Genomic DNA, 17466 nt, shown 5'->3' with positions numbered 1-17466 from the left:
GGCGGCGCTCCCCGAGGGGAGCGCCGCCGTCGCGGGGCAGGGACGTCAGGCCTGCGGGGGCTTCGTCATCTTGAGGACGTCGAGGGTCGAGTCGAGCTGGGCCTCGGTGACCTCGCCGCGCTCCACGAAGCCGAGGTCGATCACGGCCTCGCGGACCGTCATGCCCTGCTTCACCGAGTGCTTCGCGACCTTGGCCGCGGCCTCGTAGCCGATCACGCGGTTGAGCGGCGTGACGATCGACGGCGACGACTCGGCGAACGCGCGGGCGCGGTCCACGTTGGCGGTGATGCCCGAGACCGTCTTGTCGGCCAGGACGCGCGACGCGTTGCCGAGCAGGCGGATCGACTCCAGCACGCCCTGCGCGATGACGGGGATCTGCACGTTGAGCTCGAACGAGCCGCTGGCGCCGGCCCACGCGACGGTGGCGTCGTTGCCGATCACCCGGGCGGCCACCATGAGCACGGCCTCCGGGATCACCGGGTTGACCTTGCCCGGCATGATCGAGGAGCCCGGCTGCAGGTCGGGGATCGCGATCTCGCCCAGGCCGGTGTTGGGGCCCGAGCCCATCCAGCGCAGGTCGTTGCAGATCTTCGTGATCGACACGGCGATGGTGCGCAGCGCGCCCGAGAGCTCCACGAGGCCGTCGCGCGCCGACTGCGCCTCGAAGTGGTCCCGCGCCTCGGTCAGCGGCAGGCCCGTGTCCTCGCGCAGCAGCTCGATGACGCGCTGCGGGAAGCCGGCCGGGGTGTTGATGCCGGTGCCGACCGCGGTGCCGCCCAGCGGGACCTCGGCCGCGCGGGGCAGCGCCGCCTCGACGCGCTCGACGCCGTAGCGGATCGCCGCGGCGTAGCCGCCGAACTCCTGGCCCAGCGTCACCGGGGTGGCGTCCATGAGGTGCGTGCGGCCGGACTTCACGACGCCCCCGAACTCGTCGGCCTTCGCGCCCAGGGCGTCGGCCAGGTGCTTCAGACCCGGGATCAGGTCGTGGATCGCGCCGGCGGCGGCGGCCACGTGCACCGACGTCGGGAAGACGTCGTTGGACGACTGCGAGGCGTTGACGTGGTCGTTCGGGTGCACGTCCTTGCCCAGCGAGCGCGTGGCGAGCGTGGCCAGCACCTCGTTGGTGTTCATGTTCGACGACGTGCCAGAGCCGGTCTGGAAGACGTCGATCGGGAAGTGCGCGTCGTGCGCGCCCGAGGCGACCTCGTCGGCCGCGGCGACGATCGCGTCGGCGATGTCCTGGTCGAGCACGCCCAGCTCGGCGTTGGCGCGCGCGGCGGCCTTCTTGATGCGCGCCAGGGCCTCGATGTGCCCGCGCTCGAGCGTGGTGCCGGAGATGGGGAAGTTCTCCACGGCCCGCTGCGTCTGCGCGCGGTAGAGCGCGTGCGCCGGGACGCGCACCTCGCCCATCGTGTCGTGCTCGATGCGGTACTCGGTCTCGCCCGCGCCGGACGCGCCGGGGACGACGGTGTCGGAAGTCATGCCTCTATCGTGCCGCACCCGCGCGGGCGGTCCGTCGTGAGCCGGGTCACTCCGGACGGGTGCCGCTGTCGGTGCGGTGGTGGAGGATCGCGGGGTGACGTTCACCCACGTGGTGCTCTACCGCGCGATGAACCTCGGGCACCGGGGCAGCCCGGTGCGCGACGTCCTCGAGCGCGCCCTGGTCGACGGCGGCGGCGCCGCGGTGCGGTCGTTCCAGACCAACGGCACGGTGCTGCTCGACGTCGGCCCGGGCGGCGGCGCGGCGGAGGCCGTCGTCCGGGCCGCGGCGCCGCTGCTCGCCGAGCGGTGCGGGTACTCCGGCGCGGCGCTGGTGCGCCCTCTCGACGACGTCACCGCGGCGATCGACGGCGACCCGTTCGCGCTCACCCGCGACGGGCGGACGTACCGCGAGACCCTGACGTTCGTGGACGGCGGGCACCCGCTGCCGCTGGACCTGCCGTGGACCGACGAGCGTGACCTGCTCGACCTCGTCGCCGCGCGGCCGGGCGTCGTCCTCGGCGTGGTGCGGGGCGGGCCGGGCACCTGGGCCGACCCGAACTCGCTCGTCGAGCGGCTCACCGGGGGCGTCGCGACGACGCGCACCCTCGGCACCGTGCGGCGGCTGCTGGCGGCCGCCGCACGGGCCTGAGCGGGCGGGACCCGGGTCGTCGCCCTCAGGCGGCGGCCGGCTCCTCGCCGATCTCGCCGTCGACCGCCACGAGGTGCGCGCTGCCGTCGTCCAGGTCGTAGACGACGCCGACGACGGCCAGGCGGCCCTCGTCGATGGCCGCGGCGATCGCTGCCGAGTAGCCGCGCAGCAGCGCGACGGTGTGCTTGACGTGCTCCGTGCGCAGCACGGCCGGGTCGATCGGCCCGGTGACGCCCTGGCGGCTCGTGAGCTCCGCGACCGAGGGGATGACCTTGTCGACGACGGCGCGCACGAAGCCCGGGGGCTGCTCGCCGGTCGCGAGGGTGTGCGCGGTCGCCGCGACGGCGCCGCACGAGTCGTGCCCCAGCACCACCACGAGGGGAGTGTGCAGCACCTCCGTGCCGTACTCGATGGAGCCGAGCACGGTCGTGTCGACCACGTGCCCCGCGGTCCGCACGACGAAGACGTCGCCCAGGCCCTGGTCGAAGACGATCTCCGCCGCCACCCGCGAGTCGGAGCACCCGAAGATCACGGTGTGCGGGTGCTGGACCGAACGCAGCTCGCGCCGGCGGACGGCGTCCTGGTCGGGGTGGTCCGGCTCGTCGCGGACGAAGCGGCCGTTGCCGGCCCGCAGCCGGGCCCAGGCTTCGGTGGGGGTCAGGGTCATGAGTGCTCCTCTGTTCCGTGCTCGCCGACCCGCACGCGGTCCGGCCCGATGAGATCGCGGGGCCACGGCGGGTTCGCGCCGGCCCGGGAGACGGTGACGGCGGCCACGGCGACCGCGCGCACGAGCATCCGGGCCGTCGCCGCGCGGTCGATGGCGCGCAGCGCGTCGCGGCGGTCCGCGCCCAGCAGGTCCGCGCCCCACAACCAGTCCAGGAGGGCGCCCATGAACGAGTCGCCGGCACCGACGGTGTCCACGACGTCGACCCGCGGCGCGGCGACGGCGACCTCGCCGGCCGCCGTCATCGCCGTCGCTCCCTCGCCGCCGAACGTCACCACGACGACCGCCGGGCCGGTGGCCTGCCAGCCGCGCGCGACGTCGAGCGGCGCCCGGTCGGGGTAGAGCCACGCCAGGTCCTCGTCGCTGACCTTCACCACGTCGGAGAGCGCGACGATCTCCTCGACCCGCGGCCGGACGACGTCGGCGTCGCCCATGATCGCGGGCCTCGCGTTGGGGTCATAGGTCACGGTCGACGTCGCCCGGGCGACCTCCACCAGCCCCCGCACGTCGGCGTCCCCGGGCGGGAGCATGGCGGCGATGGAGCCGGTGTGCACCGCGAGCGTCTCGGGGATGGCGCCCGCGCCTGCGGGCACCTGCCACTCGAGGTCGAACTCGTAGGTCGCGGCGCCGGTGTCGTCGAGGGTCGCCTGCGCGACGCTCGTGCGCGCCGCGCCGTCGCTGCCCGGGGCCAGGGCCACGCGGGACTCCGCGAGCCACGACCGGACGACGTCGCCGCGCGCGTCGCGGCCGAGCCAGGTCGCGAGCCGCACGTCGCGGCCGAGACGGCCGAGCGTGAGCGCGACGTTCGCCAGGCTGCCGCCGGGGTGCTCCTCGCTGCTCCCGTCGGGGCGGTGCACCGCGTCCACCAGCGCCTCGCCCACCGCGAGGACGTGCGCGCTCACGCGTCGTCCTCCTCGGCGTCGTCGTCGCCGTCGGCGCCGGACGAGATCGCGGACGAGGCGGCCTGCGCCGCCGCGAGCCGCTGCCGCGCTCCGTCGAGCCACTGCTGGCAGCGGGCGGCGAGGGCCTCGCCGCGCTCCCAGAGGGCGAGCGACGCCTCGAGGGGCTCGCTGCCGGCCTCGAGCCGGGCGACCACCTGGACGAGCTCGTCGCGGGCTTCCTCGTAGGTCAGGTCGGAGACGTCGGCGGGCAGGTCCGGGGCACCGGGGTTCGCATCGGTCACGGGGGACAGTCAACAACACCGGGCCGACACGCCGTCGACGTCGTCCGCGCAGCGGGCGGAAATGCCTTGCGGGCGGACGGGTGGTCGGGCAGCGTGCGCCGCATGGGTCATCTGGAGGTGGCGCACGTCGAGCACGTGCTGCCGGACGGACGCACGCTGCTCGACGACGTCTCGTTCCGCGTCCCCGAGGGGAGCGCCACCGCGCTGGTGGGGCCCAACGGCTCCGGGAAGACCACCCTGCTGCGCCTGCTGTCGGACGACCTCGTGCCGCAGGCCGGGTCGGTCACGGTGACGGGCGGGCTCGGCGTCATGCGGCAGTTCGTCGGCTCCGTGCGGGACGAGTCGACGGTGCGCGACCTGCTCGTCTCCGTCGCGCCGCCCAGGATCCGCGACACGGCCCGCGCGGTCGACGCGGCCGAGCTGGCGATCATGGAGGTCGACGACGAGCCGGCGCAGCTCGCCTACGCGCAGGCGCTCGCCGACTCGGCCGAGGCGCAGGGCTACGAGGCCGAGACGCTGTGGGACGTGTGCACGGTCGCCGCGCTCGGCGTCCCGTACGAGCAGGCGCGGTGGCGCGAGGTGCGCACGCTCTCCGGCGGCGAGCAGAAGCGGCTCGTCCTCGAGGCGCTGCTGCGCGGCCCCGACGAGGTGCTGCTGCTCGACGAGCCGGACAACTACCTCGACGTACCCGGCAAGCGATGGCTCGAGGACCAGCTCCGCGCCACCCGGAAGACCGTGCTCTTCGTCTCGCACGACCGCGAGCTGCTCGCCCGCGTCGCGGACCGCATCGTCTCCCTCGAGCCCGCGCCGTCCGGCGCCGACGCGTGGGTGCACGGCGGCGGTTTCGCGACGTTCCACGAGGCACGCCGGGAGCGGTTCGCGCGGTTCGAGGAGCTGCGCCGGCGCTGGGACGAGAAGCACGCCCAGCTCACGAGGCTCGTGCGCGAGCTGCGGCAGGCGGCCGCGAACAGCGACGCGATGGCCTCCCGGTACCGGGCGGCCCAGACCCGACTGAGCAAGTTCGAGGAGGCCGGCCCGCCGCCCGAACCCCCGCGCGAGCAGGACATCCGCATGCGCCTGCGCGGCGGCCGCACGGGCGTGCGGGCGCTGACCTGCGAGCGGCTCGGGCTCACCGGCCTGATGCAGCCGTTCGACCTCGAGGTCTTCTACGGCGAGCGCGTCGCCGTCCTCGGGTCGAACGGGTCGGGCAAGTCGCACTTCCTGCGGCTGCTCGGCGGCGACGACGTCGCGCACACGGGGGAGTGGCGGCTCGGCGCGCGCGTGGTGCCGGGCGTGTTCGCGCAGACGCACGCCCACCCGGAGCTGTTCGGCCGCACGCTCACCCAGATCCTGTGGGAGGACCATGCCCGCGACCGCGGGGCGGCGATGTCGGTGCTGCGCCGCTACGAGCTGACCGTCGCCGCCGACCGCGCGTTCGACCGGCTGTCGGGCGGGCAGCAGGCGCGGTTCCAGATCCTGCTGCTCGAGCTCGCCGGCTGCACCGCGCTGCTGCTCGACGAGCCCACCGACAACCTCGACCTCGCCAGCGCCGAGGCGCTGCAGGAGGGCCTGGAGGCGTTCGACGGCACCGTCCTCGCGGTGACGCACGACCGCTGGTTCGCGCGGTCGTTCGACCGGTTCCTGGTGTTCGGCGAGGACGGCACCGTGCGCGAGACGCCCGAGCCCGTCTGGGACGAGGGGCGGGTCGTCCGCGCACGGTGACGGTCAGGACCGGCCGTCGAAGAAGGCGTGCAGGTCGTCGGCCAGCAGCCGCGGCTCCTCCATCGCGGGGAAGTGCCCGCCCTCGGCGTGCTCCACCCAGCGGTCGATCGCGCCCCAGCCGTTGAACACCTTGGCCATGAGCGGGTGGGTGTCGAACACGGACCACGCGGAGGGGACCTCCGAGGCGGAGAGCCAGTCGAGGCCGGAGTGCGAGGCCTCGTAGTAGAACTGCGCGCTGGACGCCCCGCTGCGGGTGAACCAGTACAGCGCCACGTTCGTGAGGAGCTGGTCGCGGTCGACGGCCTCGTCCGGCGTGCGGGACGCCGGGTTCGTCCACGTCTGGAACTTCTCGGCCATCCACGCGAGCTGCCCGACGGGGGAGTCCGTCAGGGCGGCGCCGATCGTGTCCGGGCGGTGGTTCTGCATCTCGAAGTAGCCGTGCTCGGCGGCGTCGGCCGCGCGCACCGCGTCGATCTGGGCGATCTCGTCGTCGGTCAGCCCGTCCGGCATCGGGTAGGCCGCGCCCACCATGCCGAGCGACCGGCCGTCGCTGCCGACGTGGGTGCCGATCACGCGCTCCGGGTAGAGCGCGGCGAGCCGGCCGGTGGTGCCGGCGCCGATGTCGGTGCCGTGCACGGCGAACCGCTCGTACCCGAGCCGCGTCATGATCTCGGCGTAGGCCTCGGTGGTGCGCGCGACCTCCCAGCCCGTGCCGGACAGGGGCGTCGAGAACCCGAAACCGGGCAGCGAGGGCACGACGACGTGGAACGCGTCGGTGAGCAGCGGGAGCAGCCGCTGGTACTCGACGAACGACCCCGGCCACCCGTGGCACAGCAGCAGCGGGGTGGCGTCCGGGTTCGCGGAACGGGCGTGGACGACGTGGAACGTCTGGCCGTCGACGACGGTCGTGACCTGCTCGTGCGCGTTCAGCGCGGCCTCCTGCGCGCGCCAGTCGAAGCCGTCGCGCCAGTACTCGGCGAGCTCGCGCAGGTACGGCAGGGGGATGCCGCGGCTGAAGTCCGTGCGGTCGTCGCGACCGGGCACGGGCAGGGGCCAGCGGGTGCGCGCCAGCCGGTCGCGCAGGTCGTCGAGGTCCGCCTGCGGGACGTCGACGCGGAAGGGGACGAGGGCGGTGTCTGCGGTGGGGCTCATGACTCGGTTCATGGCTCCACGCTCGCAGCAATAGCGGAAGACCTGCTTCCGCGATCGGTGAGATGCTCCGAAGATGCTCGAGACCTCGGCCCGCCTGCTCCAGCTCCTGTCCCTGCTGCAGCTGCGGCGCGACTGGACCAGCGGCGACCTCGCCGAGCGGCTCGAGGTGAGCACCCGCACCGTGCGCACCGACGTCGGCAGGCTGCGCTCGCTCGGCTACCCGGTCGAGGCCCGCCCCGGCGTCGCCGGCGGCTACCGGCTCGCCGCCGGGTCGGCGATGCCGCCGCTGGTGCTGGACGACGACGAGGCGGTCGCGGTCGCGATCGGGCTGGCCGCGGCCGCGCACGGGCAGCACAGCGAGGGGGAGACGGCCCTCACCGCGCTCGCGAAGGTCGAGCAGGTCATGCCCACGCACCTGCGGCGCCGCGTCGAGGCCGTCCGGGAGGCGACGAGCGTCGTGCCGGGCGGGGACCCGGCGCCGGACCTGCAGGTGCTCGGGGGTGTCGCCGCCGCGATCCGTTCCGGTGAGCGGCTCCGGTTCCGCTACGCCTCCCACGACGGCGCCGAGTCCTCCCGGCACACGGAGCCGCACCGCCTGGTGCGCTGGGGGTCGCGCTGGTACCTGCTGGCCTGGGACCTCGACCGGCTGGACTGGCGTGTCTTCCGGGTCGACCGGATCACGCTGCGCCCGCCCACCGGGGCCCGGTTCCGGCCGCGCGTCATCCCCGAGGACGCGGTGCTGCGGCACGTCGTGGCGCGGGTGGGCCGGGCGACCTGGCGCTACCGGGCGCGGATCCTCGTGCACGCCACCGCCGCGCAGGTCGTGGCGAAGGTCGGCTCCCCGCTGGAGGTCGAGGAGGTCGGGCCGTCCACCTGCCGGATCGAGGTGGGCAGCGACGACCCCGACCAGCTCGCCCTGTGGGTCACCCGGCTCGACATGGACGTCGAGGTGCTCGAGGGGGAGGAGCTCGCCGCGGCGTTCGGCCGGCTCGCGGACCGGTTCAGGCGGGCGGCGCGGGTGCCGCCGTCGCGGTGACGGCGGCCTCCAGCGAACCCTCGGCCACGCGCACGTGCACGGCGTCGCCGGCCGTGACGTCGTGGCTCGCCCGCACCACGTGCCCGTCCGCGCGCTGCACGACGGCGTACCCGCGCTCCAGCGTGGCCTGCGGGGAGAGCGCCCGGACCTGGGCCGCGAGGCGGCCCACCTCTCCGGACGCGCGCAGCAGCGCGGCGTCCAGGCAGTGGCGGGCGTGCCGCACGTGCTGGGCGATCTCGCGCTCGCGGACGTCGACCGTCGTCTGCGGCCGGGCCAGCGCCGGGCGCGACCGCAGGGCGTCCAGCCCGTGCTGCTCGCGCTCGACCCGACCGGCCACCGCGGCGCGCATCCGCCGTCGCGCCTGGTCGAGGCGCAGCCGCTCCTCGGCGACGTCGGGCACGACCTGCTTCGCGGCGTCGGTCGGCGTGGACGCGCGGTGGTCCGCGACGAGGTCGAGCAGCGGGGTGTCCGTCTCGTGCCCGATGGCGCTGACCAGCGGGGTCGTGCACGAGGCCGCCGCCCGCACCAGGGCCTCGTTGCTGAACGGCAGCAGGTCCTCGACGGAGCCGCCGCCGCGCGCCACGACGATCACCTCGACCTCGGGGCGGGAGTCGAGGTCGGCGATCGCGGCGCTCACCTCGCGGACGGCGTCGACGCCCTGCACCGCGACCTCGCGGATCTCGAACCGGACCTGCGGCCAACGCGCCCGCGCGTTCACGACGACGTCGTGCTCCGCCTTCGACTCGCGCCCGCACACGAGGCCCACCACGGCGGGCAGGAACGGCAGCGGGCGCTTGCGGTCGAGGTCGAACAGGCCCTCCGCGGCGAGCACGCGGCGCAGCTGGTCGATGCGGGCGAGCAGCTCGCCGACGCCCACCTGACGCACCGCCGTCGCGCGCATCGAGAGGCGGCCCGTCTTGACCCAGAACTCGGGCCTCGCCTGCACCACCACGTGGTCGCCCACCTCGGGCTTGTGGTGGAGGCCCTCGTAGATCCGCGACAGCAGGTGCACCGGCAGGGAGGCCTCGGCGTCGGTGTCCCGCAGGGTGACGAACTGCATGCCGGCCCGGGGGCGGTAGGTGTGCTCCACGACCTGGCCCTCGACCCAGACCGACGACATCCTCGCGACGTAGTCCCGGATCTTCGCGGACAGCAGCCGCACCGGCCACGGGCGGTCCGCGGTCGTGTCGCGGGCGAGCTCGGGCAGGGGCTGCGGCTGGGGGGCTTGCGGCTGGGACTGGTCCGACACGGCGTCCAGCATGCCCCACGCCCCCGACGGAGCCTCGTCACCGGTTGTCCACAGTCCGTACCTAGACTGTTGCCCGTGACTGTGACCAGCCCGGCCCCCGCCACCCCGACGTCCACCAAGCGCGTGCTCCTGGCCGCGCCGCGCGGCTACTGCGCGGGGGTGGACCGCGCGGTGGTCGCGGTCGAGAAGGCGCTCGAGACGTACGGCGCGCCCGTGTACGTGCGCAAGGAGATCGTGCACAACAAGCACGTCGTCGAGACGCTGCGCGACCGCGGCGCGATCTTCGTCAACGAGACCGACGAGGTGCCCGAGGGCGCCCGCCTGGTGTTCTCCGCGCACGGCGTCTCCCCGGCGGTGCGCGCGTCCGCCGTGGCCCGCCGCCTCGACACCATCGACGCGACCTGCCCCCTGGTGACCAAGGTGCACAAGGAGGCCGTCCGGTTCGCCCAGGACGACTACGACATCCTGCTCATCGGCCACACCGGGCACGAGGAGGTCGAGGGCACCGCCGGCGAGGCTCCCGACCACGTGCAGGTCGTCAACTCCCCGGACGAGGTCGACCAGGTGCAGGTCCGCGACCCGGAGAAGGTCGTGTGGATCTCGCAGACCACCCTGTCGGTGGACGAGACCATGGAGACCGTCCGCCGCCTGCGCGACCGGTTCCCCGAGATGCAGGACCCGCCCAGCGACGACATCTGCTACGCCACGCAGAACCGCCAGGTCGCGGTGAAGAAGCTGGCCCCGGAGTGCGACGTCGTCATCGTCGTGGGCTCCGCGAACTCGTCGAACTCGGTGCGGCTCGTCGAGGTGGCGCTGCAGGCCGGCGCCCGGACGTCGTACCGCGTGGACCGCGCGACCGAGATCGAGGACGCCTGGCTCGACGGCGCGACGACGGTGGGCGTCACGTCCGGCGCGTCGGTGCCGGAGATCCTCGTGCAGGACGTCATCGCGCACCTGGACAGCCACGGCTTCGGCGAGGTCGAGGAGGTGCGCACCGCCACCGAGGACCTGATGTTCTCGCTGCCGCGCGAGCTGGCGCGGGGCCTCAAGGCCGCCGGCCAGCAGGAGAAGCGGCCCCGCCGCGGCGCGCGCACCGCGCTGCCCGTCGAGCCGGCCTGACGCCGCCGACTCAGCCCGCGGCCGACTCGCCCTTCTCGTCCGCCTCGGTCGCGCGCTCGAGACCGTCCTGGTCGGCGTCCACGAGGGAGTCGACGGACGAGCGGTCGCCCGGCGCGGTGAGGTCCGCCAGCTCGACGAACGACCCGTCGGTCCCGGCCAGGAGCTCGGGCTTGGTGATCTCGCGGGTAGCGCCGTCGACCACCTTGAGCGCCTCGAGCCCCACGGTCGCGTCCACCACCTTGAGCTCGACCATCTTGCGCGCTGACGGCACCACCCGGGTCTCGAGCGTGGCGATGAACTTGTTGTAGTCGTTCGTCACCGTGGTGATCGACCGGCCCAGCTTGGTGACCTTCTCGGTCATGCCGACGAGGCGGCCGTACAGCTCCTTGCCGACCTGCAGCACCTTCTGCGCGTCCTCGGCGATCGCCTCCTGCTGCCACGCGTACGCGACGGTCCGCAGCATCGCGACGAGCGTCATCGGCGTGGCGACGAGCACCCGCTTGCGGATGGCCGTCTCGAGCAGGTCCGGCTGGTGCTCGACGGCCGCCGCCAGGATGGGCTCGGCCGGGACGAACAGCACCACGAACTCGGGGGCGGCGTCGAACTGCGCCCAGTAGGCCTTGCCCGCGAGCACGTCCACGTGCTTGGCGAGGTCCTTGGCATGGGCGCCGAGCTCCTTGTCGCCCTCGGCGGAGCTCTCGGCCTGCTGCGCCCGCAGGTACGCGCTGAGCGGCACCTTCGCGTCGACGACGATGTTCTTGCCGCCCGCCAGGCTGACGACCAGGTCGGGGATCAAGGTCTCGCCCTCGGCCGTCGTGCGGTGCACCTGGGCCTCGAAGTCGACGTGGTCCACCATCCCGGCGGCCTCGACCACGCGCTTGAGCTGGAGCTCGCCCCACACGCCGCGCGTCTGGTTGGAGCGCAGGGCCGAGACCAGGTCGCTCGTGCCCACGCGCAGCTGCGAGTTGACCGTCTCGAGCTGGCGCAGCTGCTCCGTGAGGGCCGTGTGCCCCTGGAGGCGCGCCTGCTCGGCGGTGTCCACGCGCGCGTTCACCTTGTCGAGGGTCTTGCTCATCGGGTCGAGCAGCGCGCGGATCGCCTGCTCCCGCTGCGCGAGCGTCTCGTCGTTCTTCTGCGTGCTGCGCCGCAGCCGCTCGTCCGCGAGGTCGAGGAACTGCTTCTGGTTCGCAGTGAGGACGTCGTTGGCGAGCGCGCGGAACCGCTGCGCCGCGGCCTCCTGGTCGCCCTTCGCCTCGGCGAGCTGCTCCTCGAGGTTCTCGCGCACCTGGGCGAGCAGCCGGTCGGCCTGCTCGCGGGCCTCCGTCGCGCGCCGGTCCGCCTCCTCGCGGGCCTGCGCGCGCTGCTCGGCCAGACGCCGCTCGCTCTCCTGCGTCGCCTGAGCGAGGCGGCTGCGCAGCTCCGCGGCGTCGCGGCGCAGCACCTCGAGCTCGCCGTGCTCCTGGACCCGCTGCAGCTCGTCCGACCGGCCCGCCTTCGCGGCGCGGGTCGCGTGCCACAGCCAGCCCACCAGCACTCCCACGCCCAGGGCGCCGAGGATGAGGATCACTGCGAGGCTCGTCGTCATGCGGCACACGGTGTCATGGGGCACCGACACGTCCCAGCCCCCACGCGGCGCCCCGCGCACTACGGTTGACCCGTGAGCGACCAGACCGGGCCGCCGCCCGCCGCCCCCGCCCCCGTCCCTCCGCCCGACGTCTCCGCCGCCCTGAGCCTGCGCGGCCTGTGGAAGAGGTTCGGTCAGAAGATCGCCGTCGCCGGCGTCGACCTCGACGTGCCGACCGGCTCGTTCTTCGGCCTCGTCGGCCCCAACGGCGCGGGCAAGACGACGTCCCTGTCGATGGCGACCGGCCTGCTGCGGCCGGACTTCGGCACGGTGCACGTGCACGGCACGGACCTGTGGGCGCTGCCCGAGCGGGCCAAGGCCGAGCTCGGCGTGCTGCCGGACGGCGTCCGCCTGTTCGACCGGCTCACCGGCGCACAGCTGCTCACCTACGCGGGCCTCCTGCGCGGGCTGGACCGTGACACCGTCTTGGAGCGCACCGAGGACCTGCTGCAGGCGATGGACCTGGTCGGAGACCGCGACACGTTCGTCGTCGACTACTCCGCCGGCATGACGAAGAAGATCGGCCTGGCGTCGGCGATGATCCATGCGCCGCGCGTGCTCGTGCTGGACGAGCCCTTCGAGGCGGTCGACCCCGTCAGCGCCGCGAACATCCGCGACATCCTGCACGGGTACGTGGCCGACGGCGGCACGGTCGTGGTGTCGAGCCACGTCATGGACCTGGTGCAGCGGATGTGCTCGCACGTGGCGGTCATCGCCGGCGGGCACGTGCTCGCCGCCGGCACCGTCGCCGAGGTGCGCGGGGAGCAGAGCCTCGAGGACCGCTTCGTGGACCTCGTCGGCGGGCGTCGGGAGTCGGAGGGACTGGCGTGGTTGCGCAGCTCGTCCGCCTCAAGCTGACCCTCCTGGCCAACACGTTCCGCCGGAGCGTGTGGCAGACGATCGGCCTGGTGGTCGGGTCCCTGTACGGGCTCGGCGTGCTGGTCCTGGTGGTGGCCGCCGCCGTGGCGGGCGGCACCGCGGACCCGGTCGTGACCGGCCACGTGCTCACCCTGGCGGGCGCGCTGGTGGTCCTCGCGTGGTGGGTGGTGCCCGTCTTCGCGTTCGGCGTCGACGCGACCCTGGACCCGCGGCGCTTCGTCACCTTCGCCATCCCGCGGCGCACGTTGCTGGCCGGGCTCGCTCTGGCGGGGCTCGTCTCCATCCCGGCGGCCGTCACGACGCTCGGCGCGCTGGGCGTCTCCTTCGCCTGGTGGCGGCAGCCGGCCGCGCTCGTCGCCGCGCTGGTCGGAGGCGTCCTCGCCACCGCGCTGTGCGTCGTGGGCTCCCGGGCGGCGACGACGGCCCTCGCGCCGCTGCTCGACTCGCGGCGGTACCGCGAGGTGCTGGCGATCGTCGCCGTCGTGCCGCTCCTGCTCATCGGGCCCGCGGTCGGCTGGCTGGCGGACGGGGTCGAGGTGACCGTCGACGGGGCCGGCTCCGACGCGCTGGGGGCGGCGATCGCGCCGCTGGCCGGCGTCGTGGGCTGGACGCCGCTGGGGGCGCCGTGGGCGCTGGCCTCGGCGGTCCACGACGGCGCGTGGGCCCTCCTCGCGGCCCGGGTCGCGATCTGCCTGGGCACGCTCGCCCTCGCGGGGGTGGTGTGGGACCGCGCGCTCGCCCGCGAGCTCGTGACGCCGCGCGGCGGAGGCTCGTCGGCCACGGCGGCGAAGGGCCTCGGCTGGTTCGGCCGGCTGCCCGCCACGCCGCTGGGGGCGGTCGCCGCGCGGACCGCGACCTACTGGGTGCGCGACCCCCGGTACGCGGCGTCGATCGCGATGGTGCCGCTGCTGCCGCTGGTGCTGCTCGCCGTGGGGACGACGAACGGCGCGGGCGGCGTGGTCCTGCTCCTCATGGCGCCCCTGGCGGCGTGGCTGCTCGGGTTCGGCATCTCGAACGACGTCGGCTACGACAACACGGCGTTCGCGCTGCACGTCGCGACCGGCGTCCGGGGCCGGGTCGACCGGTGGGGTCGCGTGCTGCCCGTGCTGGTGGCGGGGCTGCCCCTGTGCGTCGCGTTCGCCGTGGTCGGGTGCGCCGTCGCGGGCCGCTGGGACGCGCTGCCCGCCATGCTCGGCCTCACGGCCGGCACGCTGGGCGCGTCGCTCGGGATCTCGAGCGCGGTGTCCGCGCGGCTCGTCTACCCCGTGCCGAAACCGGGGGAGAGCCCGTTCAAGTCCCCGCAGGGCGCCACGATGGCGACCATGCTCGCCCAGATGGCGACGATGGGGATCATCCTCGCGGTGAGCGTGCCCACGCTCGCGCTCGCCCTGCCCGCGATCCTGCTGCCGCAGGCCGCGCTCGGCTGGGCGGCGCTCGGCGTCGGCCTCGTCACCGGCGTGCTCGTGCTCCTGCTGGGAGTGCGCTGGGGCGCCCGGACGTACGACCGCCGCCTGCCCGAGCTGCTGCAGCAGGTGATGGCCTTCGGGTGACGTCCCGACGGGCTCCCTCGGGGCTTCGTGACGGGGCGGTCATGGGGAGCCCAAGGGACCCTTTGCGACAATGGGACGCGTGACCTCCGAGAACCTCGAGCACCTGCCCCTGCCTGACGGCTGGACGACGTCGGCCCCCGACCTGGCCGACCTGCCCCGCCTCGGCGAGCTGCGCGGGGCCGTCGCCGCCCCGTTCACGGGCTCGTCGGTCGTGAACCAGGACGCGCTCGCCGCGGAGGTCGCGGGCCCGGTGTCGTGGACGCGCCGCCAGGTCGTGGCGCGCGACCCCGAGGGCGTGGTCCAGGGCTGGGCGTGGGCGCACGACCGTGCCGCGGGGCGCGTCGTCGTGGGGGTCGACGTCGACCGTGCGACCTCCGCGGCCGACGAGCTGGCGGCCGCGGGCTACGCCTGGGCGGCCCGGCAGGGGCGGGAGCTCGCGGCACAGCGCGGGGTGGGCCGCACCCAGCTCGATGCCGGCGCGTTCGCGGGCGACACGACCCAGCAGGCCTGGCTCGCCGCGGCCGGGTACGCCAAGGCCCGCTCCTGGCTGCAGATGTCCCGGCCCGTCGTGGCGGAGGAGGCGCACCGGGGCGTGCTGCCGGACCCGCGCCCGGGCGTGACCGTGCGGCGGGTCGCGACGCACGACGACGGGATGCCCGTCGCCGAGGAGCTGCAGACCGTGCACCGGGTGCTCGAGAGCGCGTTCGAGGACCACTTCAACTCCTACCGGGAGAGCTTCGGCGAGTTCCTGGTGCGGCTGCGCTCGGACCCGGGGCACCGGTGGGACCACTGGTGGCTGGCGTTCGTCTCCGACCCGCAGCAGCCCGACGCGGCCCCCGAGCCGATGGGCGCCCTCGTGGGCGCCGTCCTGCCCTCCGGCGCGTCGGGCAAGGAGGGCAGCTACATCGAGTACCTGGGCGCCGACCGCCGGGCCCGTGGCCGCGGGGTCGCGACGGCGCTGCTGTTCGCCGTCGTGCGCGACGCGGCGGCGCGGGGCCGCGACCGCGTGGGGCTCGAGGTCGACGCCGACAGCCCCACCGGCGCCGCGTCGTTGTACGAGAGCTGGGGCTGGCGCACCTCCTACGTCACGGAGTCCTGGCACCAGGACGTCGACGTCTGAGTGTCGGTGCCCGGTCCTACGGTCGTCGCATGACCAGCGCTGAGGCACGGTTCGGGTCGGACGACGAGCTGCGGGGCGCCCGCTTCGTCGAGGCCGACATGACGGGCTCGACGTTCCGCCTCGTGCAGCTCGACGGCGCACGGTTCGACCAGAGCTTCATGCCGGGGGCCGTGATGCGCGGCGTCGACCTCACGGACGCCGACCTCGACGGCGAGATCACCGGCCTGCGCGTCAACGGCGTCGACGTCGCGCCGCTGGTCGAGGCGGAGCTGAACCGGCGGTACCCGGGGCGCGAGCAGGCCCGGTCCGCGGACCTCGCCGAGCAGCGGGCGTCGCTGGACGCGGCGCTGCGCGCCTGGGACGCGCACCTCGCGCGGGCGGCGGCGCTGGCGCCCGGCGCGGTGGACGAACAGGTCGACGGCGAGTGGTCGACGGCGCAGACCCTGCGGCACCTGGTGTTCGCGATGGACGGCTGGATCCGGTACGGGCTGCGGGGGATCGACGACCCGTTCTGGTACGCCGGGCTGCCGTTCACGGAGTACGAGCCCGAGGTGGCGGCGCTGGGCGTCGACCTGGCGGCGACGCCGCCGCTGGAGGAGACCCTCGCGGCGCACGCCGACCGGATCGCCCAGGTGCACGCCGTCTACGACGAGCTCGCCGGCAGCGACGTCACGGTCGAGGCCACGCGCCTCCCGCCGTGGGCGCCCGAGGGCCTCACGCGCGCGGTGCACCAGAGCCTCGGCGTCGTCGCCCGGGAGCACTGGGCGCACCTGCAGTTCGTCGAGCGCGACCTCACGACGCTGGAGCAGCGCGCTCGGGCGGCCCGCTGACCCCCGCCACGTAGACTCTCCCGACGTGGCACTCACCATCGGCATCGTCGGCCTGCCCAACGTCGGCAAGTCCACGCTCTTCAACGCCCTGACCCGCAACCAGGTGCTCGCGGCGAACTACCCGTTCGCGACGATCGAGCCCAACGTCGGCGTGGTCCCGCTCCCGGACCCGCGGCTGGACAAGCTCGCGGAGATCTTCGGCAGCGAGCGGATCCTGCCCGCGACGGTGTCGTTCGTCGACATCGCGGGCATCGTCAAGGGCGCCTCGGAGGGCGAGGGGCTGGGCAACAAGTTCCTCGCGAACATCCGCGAGGCGGACGCGATCTGCCAGGTCACGCGGGTGTTCGACGACGGCGACGTCGTCCGTGTCGAGGGCTCGGTGGACGCCGAGGGCGACATCGAGACCATCTCCACCGAGCTGATCCTCGCGGACCTCCAGACGCTGGAGAAGGCGCTGCCGCGGATGGAGAAGGAGGTCAAGATCAAGCGGGGCGACGCCGCGCTGTTCGCGGCCGCCACCACCGCGCAGAAGATCCTCGAGTCCGGGACCACGCTCTTCCAGGGCGCGAAGGCCGAGGGGCTCGACCTCGCCGACGTCGCGTCGCTGCAGCTGCTCACGGCCAAGCCGTTCATCTACGTGTTCAACACCGACGAGGCCGGCCTCGCCGACACGGGGATGCAGCAGCGCCTGCGCGACCTCGTCGCCCCCGCGGACGCCGTCTTCCTCGACGCGAAGTTCGAGTCCGAGCTCGTCGAGCTCGAGCCGGAGGACGCCAAGGAGATGCTCGCCGACTCGGGCCAGGAGGAGGCCGGCCTCGACCAGCTTGCCCGCGTCGGCTTCCACACGCTCGGCCTGCAGACCTACCTCACGGCCGGTCCCAAGGAGTCCCGCGCCTGGACGATCCGCAAGGGCTGGACCGCCCCGCAGGCCGCCGGCGTCATCCACACCGACTTCGAGCGCGGCTTCATCAAGGCGGAGGTCATCTCGTTCGACGACCTCGTCGAGGCCGGTTCCGTGCAGGCCGCCCGCTCCGCCGGCAAGGCGCGCGTCGAGGGCAAGGACTACGTCATGCAGGACGGCGACGTCGTGGAGTTCCGCTTCAACGTCTGACGTCCCGTCCCGATGCCACGGCTCACCCGCGAGGGT

The 17466-nt window shown here is 74.4% G+C and carries 16 protein-coding genes; 9 read left to right on the top strand and 7 right to left on the bottom strand.

All coding sequences use genetic code 11. The features are described 5' to 3' along the window. Window positions 1-45: 45 nt before the first annotated feature. The gene (locus ACQP6G_RS02410) at window positions 46-1482 is read right to left on the bottom strand and encodes a class II fumarate hydratase (RefSeq protein ID WP_429762571.1); all 1437 of its coding nucleotides are present in this window, start codon (window positions 1480-1482) and stop codon (window positions 46-48) included. Between the two features lie 94 nt (window positions 1483-1576). Here ACQP6G_RS02410 and ACQP6G_RS02405 point away from each other — a divergent pair, with 94 nt between their 5' ends. Next, window positions 1577-2131 carry a DUF1697 domain-containing protein gene (locus tag ACQP6G_RS02405; protein ID WP_429762570.1) on the top strand — a complete coding sequence of 185 codons (555 nt, stop codon included), beginning with the start codon at window positions 1577-1579 and terminating at the stop codon, window positions 2129-2131. Window positions 2132-2156: 25 nt separating this feature from the next. Here the strand turns inward: ACQP6G_RS02405 and ACQP6G_RS02400 are convergent, their stop codons facing one another. From ACQP6G_RS02400 to ACQP6G_RS02390, 3 genes are read right to left on the bottom strand one after another with little or no spacing between them, the layout of a single operon-like run. Beyond that, entirely contained in the window at window positions 2157-2798 is a 642-nt protein-coding gene (locus tag ACQP6G_RS02400) for a carbonic anhydrase (protein WP_429762569.1), read from the bottom strand. Then, window positions 2795-3757, bottom strand: coding sequence for a carbohydrate kinase family protein (locus ACQP6G_RS02395; RefSeq protein WP_429762568.1), 963 nt, complete (start codon window positions 3755-3757; stop codon window positions 2795-2797). The genes ACQP6G_RS02400 and ACQP6G_RS02395 overlap by 4 nt, the downstream gene beginning before the upstream one ends. Beyond that, window positions 3754-4038 carry an exodeoxyribonuclease VII small subunit gene (locus ACQP6G_RS02390; protein WP_429762567.1) on the bottom strand — a complete coding sequence of 95 codons (285 nt, stop codon included), beginning with the start codon at window positions 4036-4038 and terminating at the stop codon, window positions 3754-3756. The genes ACQP6G_RS02395 and ACQP6G_RS02390 overlap by 4 nt, the downstream gene beginning before the upstream one ends. Before the next feature lie 102 nt (window positions 4039-4140). Between ACQP6G_RS02390 and ACQP6G_RS02385 the strand changes: the two genes are divergently transcribed. Then, window positions 4141-5760 carry an ABC-F family ATP-binding cassette domain-containing protein gene (locus ACQP6G_RS02385; protein ID WP_429762566.1) on the top strand — a complete coding sequence of 540 codons (1620 nt, stop codon included), beginning with the start codon at window positions 4141-4143 and terminating at the stop codon, window positions 5758-5760. A gap of 3 nt (window positions 5761-5763) precedes the next feature. Here ACQP6G_RS02385 and ACQP6G_RS02380 read toward each other — a convergent pair whose 3' ends face one another. Further along, entirely contained in the window at window positions 5764-6912 is a 1149-nt protein-coding gene (locus ACQP6G_RS02380) for an epoxide hydrolase family protein (RefSeq protein WP_429762565.1), read from the bottom strand. A gap of 73 nt (window positions 6913-6985) precedes the next feature. Between ACQP6G_RS02380 and ACQP6G_RS02375 the strand changes: the two genes are divergently transcribed. Further along, the gene (locus ACQP6G_RS02375; protein WP_429762563.1) at window positions 6986-7948 is read left to right on the top strand and encodes a helix-turn-helix transcriptional regulator; all 963 of its coding nucleotides are present in this window, start codon (window positions 6986-6988) and stop codon (window positions 7946-7948) included. Here the strand turns inward: ACQP6G_RS02375 and xseA are convergent. Further along, window positions 7914-9209: an exodeoxyribonuclease VII large subunit gene (xseA, locus tag ACQP6G_RS02370; protein WP_429762562.1), complete on the bottom strand. Its 1296-nt coding sequence runs from the start codon at window positions 9207-9209 to the stop codon at window positions 7914-7916. The two genes, ACQP6G_RS02375 and xseA, sit on opposite strands and share 35 nt — an antisense overlap. A gap of 63 nt (window positions 9210-9272) precedes the next feature. On the opposite strand from xseA, the gene ACQP6G_RS02365 reads away from it, so the two are divergent. Beyond that, the gene (locus ACQP6G_RS02365) at window positions 9273-10316 is read left to right on the top strand and encodes a 4-hydroxy-3-methylbut-2-enyl diphosphate reductase (RefSeq protein ID WP_429762561.1); all 1044 of its coding nucleotides are present in this window, start codon (window positions 9273-9275) and stop codon (window positions 10314-10316) included. A 10-nt stretch (window positions 10317-10326) separates the two neighbouring features. Here ACQP6G_RS02365 and ACQP6G_RS02360 read toward each other — a convergent pair whose 3' ends face one another. Continuing rightward, window positions 10327-11901 carry a DNA recombination protein RmuC gene (locus ACQP6G_RS02360; protein WP_429762560.1) on the bottom strand — a complete coding sequence of 525 codons (1575 nt, stop codon included), beginning with the start codon at window positions 11899-11901 and terminating at the stop codon, window positions 10327-10329. Window positions 11902-11973: 72 nt separating this feature from the next. On the opposite strand from ACQP6G_RS02360, the gene ACQP6G_RS02355 reads away from it, so the two are divergent. From ACQP6G_RS02355 to ychF, 5 genes are all read left to right on the top strand, one after another. Beyond that, window positions 11974-12798 (top strand): ABC transporter ATP-binding protein, encoded by an 825-nt coding sequence (locus ACQP6G_RS02355; RefSeq protein ID WP_429762559.1) that lies wholly within the window; start codon window positions 11974-11976, stop codon window positions 12796-12798. Continuing rightward, on the top strand, window positions 12768-14369 hold the full coding sequence (locus tag ACQP6G_RS02350) for a hypothetical protein (RefSeq protein WP_429762558.1): 1602 nt from the start codon (window positions 12768-12770) through the stop codon (window positions 14367-14369). Before ACQP6G_RS02355 ends, ACQP6G_RS02350 begins: the two co-directional genes overlap by 31 nt. Before the next feature lie 79 nt (window positions 14370-14448). Beyond that, window positions 14449-15489, top strand: a complete 1041-nt coding sequence (locus ACQP6G_RS02345) for a GNAT family N-acetyltransferase (RefSeq protein WP_429762557.1) — start codon at window positions 14449-14451, stop codon at window positions 15487-15489. A gap of 29 nt (window positions 15490-15518) precedes the next feature. Further along, complete coding sequence (locus ACQP6G_RS02340; protein ID WP_429762556.1) at window positions 15519-16319, top strand: DinB family protein; 801 nt, start codon at window positions 15519-15521, stop codon at window positions 16317-16319. 25 nt (window positions 16320-16344) lie between these two features. Then, a complete protein-coding gene (gene ychF, locus ACQP6G_RS02335; protein ID WP_429762555.1) occupies window positions 16345-17430 on the top strand; it encodes a redox-regulated ATPase YchF in 1086 nt (361 codons plus the stop codon). The last annotated feature ends 36 nt before the right edge of the window (window positions 17431-17466 follow it).

The organism is Isoptericola nanjingensis (assembly GCF_050311635.1).
Classification (GTDB): domain Bacteria; phylum Actinomycetota; class Actinomycetes; order Actinomycetales; family Cellulomonadaceae; genus Isoptericola; species Isoptericola nanjingensis.
Note: the sequence above shows the minus strand (reverse complement) of the source record. Positions and strands in the feature narration are given on the sequence as shown.